This is a genomic window from uncultured Marinobacter sp. (genome assembly GCF_963974375.1).
Taxonomy (GTDB): Bacteria; Pseudomonadota; Gammaproteobacteria; order Pseudomonadales; family Oleiphilaceae; genus Marinobacter.
In genome coordinates this window covers 1-6,789 of record NZ_CAXBDN010000238.1, presented here as the reverse complement: position 1 = coordinate 6,789, position 6,789 = coordinate 1, and the positions used below count along the sequence as shown (strand labels likewise).

Annotated in this window: 9 protein-coding genes; 7 read left to right on the top strand and 2 right to left on the bottom strand. The window is 55.1% G+C overall.

Annotated features, from left to right (window positions below; all coding sequences use genetic code 11):
- On the bottom strand, nucleotides 1-210 hold a 210-nt coding region (locus tag AAC035_RS16830), incomplete at its 3' end, for a metallophosphoesterase (RefSeq protein ID WP_339806186.1).
- Nucleotides 207-554: a hypothetical protein gene (locus AAC035_RS16825; RefSeq protein WP_339806184.1), complete on the bottom strand. Its 348-nt coding sequence runs from the start codon at nucleotides 552-554 to the stop codon at nucleotides 207-209. The genes AAC035_RS16830 and AAC035_RS16825, both read right to left, overlap by 4 nt.
- Nucleotides 555-691: 137 nt before the next feature.
- Between AAC035_RS16825 and AAC035_RS16820 the strand changes: the two genes are divergently transcribed.
- The 7 genes from AAC035_RS16820 to AAC035_RS16790 all read left to right on the top strand — a co-directional run bounded on the left by AAC035_RS16820 (nucleotide 692) and on the right by AAC035_RS16790 (nucleotide 6,375).
- Nucleotides 692-1,216: a hypothetical protein gene (locus AAC035_RS16820; protein WP_339806182.1), complete on the top strand. Its 525-nt coding sequence runs from the start codon at nucleotides 692-694 to the stop codon at nucleotides 1,214-1,216.
- Nucleotides 1,210-2,007, top strand: coding sequence for a metallophosphoesterase (locus tag AAC035_RS16815; RefSeq protein WP_339806180.1), 798 nt, complete (start codon nucleotides 1,210-1,212; stop codon nucleotides 2,005-2,007). The genes AAC035_RS16820 and AAC035_RS16815 overlap by 7 nt, the downstream gene beginning before the upstream one ends.
- Nucleotides 1,994-3,340 (top strand): HipA domain-containing protein, encoded by a 1,347-nt coding sequence (locus AAC035_RS16810; protein WP_339806178.1) that lies wholly within the window; start codon nucleotides 1,994-1,996, stop codon nucleotides 3,338-3,340. Before AAC035_RS16815 ends, AAC035_RS16810 begins: the two co-directional genes overlap by 14 nt.
- 47 nt (nucleotides 3,341-3,387) lie before the next feature.
- Nucleotides 3,388-4,098 (top strand): hypothetical protein, encoded by a 711-nt coding sequence (locus AAC035_RS16805; protein WP_339806176.1) that lies wholly within the window; start codon nucleotides 3,388-3,390, stop codon nucleotides 4,096-4,098.
- Nucleotides 4,099-4,151: 53 nt separating this feature from the next.
- Nucleotides 4,152-4,544, top strand: coding sequence for a DUF2384 domain-containing protein (locus AAC035_RS16800; protein ID WP_339806174.1), 393 nt, complete (start codon nucleotides 4,152-4,154; stop codon nucleotides 4,542-4,544).
- Nucleotides 4,545-5,002: 458 nt separating this feature from the next.
- Nucleotides 5,003-5,359, top strand: a complete 357-nt coding sequence (locus tag AAC035_RS16795; protein ID WP_339806172.1) for an MbcA/ParS/Xre antitoxin family protein — start codon at nucleotides 5,003-5,005, stop codon at nucleotides 5,357-5,359.
- A gap of 443 nt (nucleotides 5,360-5,802) precedes the next feature.
- A complete protein-coding gene (locus AAC035_RS16790) occupies nucleotides 5,803-6,375 on the top strand; it encodes a hypothetical protein (RefSeq protein WP_339806170.1) in 573 nt (190 codons plus the stop codon).
- Nucleotides 6,376-6,789: the final 414 nt, after the last annotated feature.

Below are 6,789 nucleotides of genomic sequence, written 5' to 3'. Positions count from 1 at the left end.
GTGCAGGACCCAGCTGAGCAGGTCGGCTGATTGAGGCCCCCGATCAATCAGGTCGCCCAACAGAAAGAGTCGGTCCACGCCTAGATCGAAGTGATTCTCTTCAAGGACCGCCATCAGGAGGTCGCGATGGCCATGCAGGTCGCCGCAGACCCAGTCCCTGCCAAACCGGTTACTCCCGAAATGCTGATGGACAACCAGGCTTCGTCTCATGAGGGAGGCTGCTCGTCGTCTGGGCTTGGGTCGCGCTGAGGTCGGTTTCGGTTATGCGCATCATCTGGAACGCTGTTCCAAGCTTCGCCCAGTAGCCGCTCCCCCATGTCGATGAATGCGGTCATGGCCTCGCTCATCGTCTGATCCGGCTCCGTCCCGGATTGTTGCTGCCGGTAAATAATCGCTAGCCGCATCAGTGCCTCGTAGCTGAGCGGATTCAGCACGACGCCAAGAAGATTCTCGCCATCACTGATCCCAATCGGAGCAGCCCGGAGACAGGCTGCAGAGTGGGTACTTAATGTGTCAGTTGTGACAAAACCGTTGACAAACGACAGGCTCGACATTTTTCGCATGCCCTCTTGGGTATCTCATTTTTTTACGGTAATCTGTTTCGTAACTAGATGCAAATCCTCAATGGTAGCTCACTACTACAATGTGTATTAATGAATGAGGGTAGTGACCAGAGGGTGGAGGGCATGAAGTGGTTAAAAAAATTAGTGAAAACAAAATTCTGGAAAATCTGGATGCCGATGGGGCCCACGCGGATGAACTCAGCACGGGCCCGCTAGCGAGCATCTTTGCTTATCGTGCATTTGATATGAGAGGTCGGTTTCCTGAGCCGTTTGCGGATTTTCGTGGTGCTCTGGAAGCGCTTCAAAGCGAAATCGCCTATCTGCCAGAGATGTCCGGCGAGATTGTGGCCTACTCCCGCGATGGTCGCTGGTTCGAAATCCCCACGCGGTTCTTTATTCGTCGGCCACCGCGGTTTGCTGACCGTGAAGCCGCGGAGCAATGGGTGCGGGAACGTCAACAGGCCATCGAGCAGGGTAAGCCCGGCGCCCAGCTGATGGGGTATGTCGTGGCGCGCCCGGGGGATCCCATCGAAAAGCAGATCGACGATGCGCTCGCGTTTCGCGACTGCCGCCTGGTCGGACCCGAGGAGAACGATGAGATCTGTGAGCGGGTTGCCCGCTGGCTGGCCGATCAGGTGAACGGAGAATGGTGAGCATCGTCCGTGTTGAACAGGCCCCTTTCCATGAACTGCCTCATCGCACGAGTGGCCCGTCAAGAAAACCGCTGCGCAATCGTTTGCCGTTTCATCGGACCTGGGCGACTGGGCTGCCCGATGGTGTAGACGCGCTGATTTTTACCTCCGACCTGCAGGGCCGTGAAGACGGCGGCGCCAACCGGCTGATGGGGGTGCCTGTAGCAGAAGCGCTGATGGCATTGGTAGCGAAAGGAACAATTCCGCAGCCGCAAGCGGCGTTTCTGTGTGGCGATTTGTACGACTACCCAGACTGCCACAAACGCGGTGGGACCGGCCCGGTGGAGGAAGTCTATGAGGCGTTCGCCGGGCTGGCGCCACAGGTCCTCGCCGTGCACGGCAACCACGATGAACTGGCCGATCCGAAGACCTTGCCAAGAAATGTTCAAATCCTCGATGGTCAGGTCCGAAACACGGCCGGCCTGCGCGTTGGCGGCGTCAGCGGCATCATCGGGAACCCCAGACGTCACCAGCGGCGAGATGAAGAAGGTTTTCTGGCGGTCATGGAGTCGGTCACCGCCCGGCGGCCGCACATCATACTGTTGCACCAGGGGCCGGAGGACGCCGAACGTCACCGCCGTGGCGACCCTGGTGTAACGCTCTCATTGGCGACAGGGTATACCGGGCTGACGGTCTTTGGACACACCCACTGGGACTGGCCCTGGCTGATCTCGATCGGCGACGGCCAGGCCCTGAACGTGGATGGTCGCGTTGTGGTGTTGTTGAGAGGAGATGACCATGTCTGTGGTTGAACTCGAACGCTGGGGTCCGGCAGGTTGGGATACATTGGCGGGGATTATTATTGACCGGCCGGAGTCCGGCTTGCTCAGCCCCATGCGTCTGGATTATCAACGCCAGGACGGTTGGACCTGTGTCCCGCTTCCTGGAGTCATCCTGGGCCTTGAGGATTTTCAGGAAGACGATTTCGTACCCGTCATTAACCTGCCTTTCGTGCAGTGGGCCAGTCCCCAGGTGCCGGGCGACATACTTGAGACGTATGAGGGCGAAGCGGTCGCGGCCTTTCTGAGGGATCTGATTCCCAGTGGCTGGGCTCGTCGGCGCTTGCTCAAGCGGTTACGGTTACCACGGCGGCAAGACGGGACGATCCAGGATGGCCCTCAGCACGATGTGCGCCTGTTAAAAGAGTGCGCCCTCTCTCCCATTGGCAATTTTCGCATCAAAGGGCCGAGCGTTGACGACGGCCTTTTCCCGTCCATGCCCCTGGATGTTGAGCGTGCCGGCGACTGGTATTGGCCATACGAACCGTTCAACGAAGCCCTCGGCCTCTCTGATATCCACCCGATCTGGGTGGGTCTGGGTGCCGGCGGTGAAAACCCCAAACTGCTGATCAACCGAACCGATGACGGTCAGTACTATCTGGATGGTAACGAACCTGACGACTGCACGATTACCGACTACTGGCTGGTGAAATGGCCGCGGGAGCCCATGAGCCGGAACCGCATCGACATTCTCCACGCCGAGTATCTGTACCTGAAAGCGCTCGGCTCACTGGGTTTTGATGTACCGGAAGTACGCTGGCAACCCGATGCCCTTTGGGTCCGTCGTTTCGACCGCGGACCGGGCGGGGAACGTTATCCGGTGGAGTCCCTGTATAATGTGATGGGAAAAATTGGTAATGGTGCCCGGCTGAGCCACATCGATGCGCTGGAAGTCATTCTTCCACTGGCCAGTGATCCGGATGGAATGCTGGTCGAATACCTTATCCGGGATCACATTAACCGGTTGCTTGGTAACAGCGACAACCACGGGCGCAATACGTCGTTCCATCGAACGTTCCACGGCCTGGAACTGACGCCCATTTATGATGTGTCACCCATGGTGATGGACGAAGACGGTATCGCCTGGAGTACCACCTGGCCCAGAGACTGGCAAAAGGATGGGAACCCAGCTTGGCAGAGCGTCATTCAACGCTTCGCACATTCACCGGATCGAGTCTGGGCCGGGTTGCAATCCCGTAGTGCGGCCCTCACTGAACTACAACGCACCGATGCCTGGCAGGCGCTGCCGCAATCCGTGACCCGACACCCACGGGTCTTGCCCATCGGTGTACCCATTGGTCTGTAAATGCATTTACATTTATACCTCACCACAAAAGGATGACTCGGCCACCCATGGCGATTCAGTTCTACGACAAGGGCGAACTCTCGTCCGGCTTTTACGGTTGGCGCGTTGCCGCGACGATTCGTGGCAAACGCTATCAGAAGTACTTCAGCCTACGCCGCTCCAGTGACGCCGTGCCCGAAACGCTCTGGCACCGCTATCAGAAAACCCGTGCCGAATACTACGACGTCCGATGGTCGATGCGCGCCGCCGCCGTGAAGTACCTGGACTTCATCCGCACAGAGCATGCCCGGACCAAGCCCTATCGGGGCGTGGGTTTTCAGGGGATCACCCTGGGCATTGGAACCATCGGCGGTGGCCAGACCGAGCAGTGCTATTTTCAGGTCAATGTGCCTGGCAACCCGGTGCGAATTGCGATCACGGAACACCAGTCCCTGTCACAGGCGTGGGGCAAGGCACTGTCGCTGTGGGGCGAAGCGTTCCAGATCCGACACAAAGACATCGAAACCAGACGACAGAACCCGCCCGCGCCGGAGCAGTTCAAACAGCTGCGAAGGCACATGAATGACGAGCAAAATGCCAGCCTGGGCGTAGGGGTACTGCATCATGTGTACGCCGAACAGCGGGCCGAACTTGAGCGCAACAAATCCCGCTCCCGTCTCAAGGACCAGCCTGTGGAAAAGGACGAATTGCTGGATGTGCATTCCCGGCTGGAACGGGAGATCAGCGAGTACATGGAGAGGTCCGGGACCCGGGCCTGAGCCACGGGAGCGCCACTGACCTTGGCACTGCCCCAAACCGGAGTGCGAGCATTATGCCGAGTGACCGTGACAAAGAACTCAGTGTTTCGGAGCAGGAAGCGCGTGTCGGGCTGATAGGATTCCGGTACATCATGGAGCAGTGGCACTGCACGGTCGAAGAGCAGCAGCAACTGCTGTCACTGGACGCGGACACCTTTCAGGTTCTTCAGTCGCAAGCTTCTCCGGAGATGCCGGACGATGTTCTGATGCGTATCAGCTATCTGATGGGCATATATCGGGCGTTGAACACCTTGTATCCCACGGAAGAACGAGCTGTGGGGCGCATTCGTCTTCCGACGACAGACGAACCATTTTGCGGACAGTCGGCGCTGAACTTCATGCTCACCCATTCCCTCGAGGGAATAGCCCTGACACGCCGGTACTTCGACTGGTTAGCCCAAGCATAATGTCCTACAAGGGTAAGCAGGTTCGCTGTTCAACAAGTATGCGGCGTGGTGTTTTCTGGCTGTCCGGTTCCATGCCGCTTGAGGCTCCGTGTCCCGGTGGCCGGAATCACCGGGACAGAAAATAGTACGTTTAGTCGGTTTCTGCTATTCCCCTGAAAAAGCCGGGCTAACGTTAACTCAACAGGACGGAGAAGTTTTATGTTTGTCGCTGGCTACTTGTTCAAGGAAACCCATAATGACGTTCACTACGTTCGGACAGAGCATGGCGGGACAGGCGACGGTTACCGCATGAATTTTACTACGGAGCCGACAGAAGCGCGGGAATTTCCGAACCATAACGATGCGATAGAGTGTGTGATGCAGTTAATGGCCGATTTCGAATGGGATCCAGATTATCGATGGACACCTGTCACAGTCGACATGACGAGTGGGAAAATGGTGAAAATAATGGACACTCGATGGCACAACTGATGGTGATGACTCCCGAAACCCAAACTCTACCTACTGAAACGACTGAAACAGCTCTTCGAGTCTTTCATCGCATAGCGCGCGCCTGGGGACTAGACGACTCAGAAGTATCGGAGCTTCTGGGTGCTCCTGGCAATACCGATGAGGCCATATCAGAGGCGGCAATGGAGCGCGTTTCATACATCTTCGGGATCTACAAAAAGCTGAGGCTAATCTTTCCGACGGAACAGCAAGCGAACGAATGGGTGAAAAAGCCAAACAAAGCTTTCGACAACAGGGTGGCGATTGAAGCTATGATAGACGATCCGGCCACTGTTCGACGGTATCTCGATTCACAACTGGTCTGACCCGGCTCTCCGGAATTCGTTTCAGTGGTTCGCGTTATGGGGCTCACTTGGGGCTCCAACAGACCAGCAGTAACAACGTCCGCTTCCTCGACAACAGGATATTCTCAGAGGCACCGCTCTCCCCTATCAGAGCAGGCAGGACGATTGCGCCAAATGGGGGCAATTTAAACCTGATAACCGGAAAAGCGGTCGCGGCGACCATGATTTGGAGGCTTCTCTTGGCGGGGCTCTTTTTCTCTCTATCAATATACTATGAAATCATCAAAAATCCGTGATAGTGGTCTTGATGAACGTTTTTCCTACACTGAAAAGTGAGTCTATTCCGGTAATTAATTGACCTGACATAATTTTTTACCTAATTTTAACAAATTCTCGACGGAGATATAGGTCGATGAAAATGAGGTTGCAGCGACCAATATAAAAATGTTAACTCTGGGGATGACATGTCAGAATTTTCAGGCCCTGAAGCGGCAGAAGTGTTCTCTCGCTACCACAAGCTCATTTCTGAAGAGAGTGACCGAGGAGCGGTCATCGTTGCGGCTTCTATTCTTGATGAAAGCTTAGGGGAAATTCTGAGGGCCTTTCTGCTTCAGCCAGCAGCCAAGAGCGATGGTCTTCTCGACGGAGCATATGCACCTCTCGGTTCTTTCTCAGCAAAAATAGAATTGTCATTTCGATTGGGAATCATTCGCAAACCAATCCGACGGCAACTGATGTTATTCAAATCGATAAGAAACGACGTTGCGCATAGACTTTCAGTCGCTAGCTTAGAGGATGAGACATGTCGCTCACGGATGACTGAAATACTCAAAACCACCCCTGGAATAACAGGGAGCATTGTCGAAACTGTGAATCAAGCGGGCATCGGTCTTGAGCAGAAAAGTGGCGATGCAGCCTTGATAGATGTGTATGGATCGAGGCAAACGTTTGACCTTTTGTTCTCAATGGTATGCATGGCAGTCACTCAGATAGCTAAAACGATAGAGCCTATAGACTGTTTTGAGAGCGAGAGTTAACAAGGCCAGGCACGCGACGCCTACGGCATTGCGGCTGCGCCTCCATTCCGTAGCCGCGCATGCTGGCTGGGGTTATACCAGCTCAGACATCCCGAGAACGATCCAATGTGAAAAGGATTTGAACAATATATGTTTCCGGATAAGGATCTATTTCATTACACCTCTGCTGATGCTTTTCTGGGTATCATGACGAATCGTGTGATCTGGGCATCAAATATCGCCTTGCTGAACGACGAGCAAGAATATCGATACACCACGGAGGTTCTAACCCGGATTTCTCATAGGCTGCCAACAAGTCTCGCAGACCGGTCGACCTATCGCCATACCGGTTCAGCTCAGGCTCTAATCGCTTAATATTTTGGGTATACGGATTTAATGGTTGATGGGGCACCTTCACCCCATCAATCTGATACC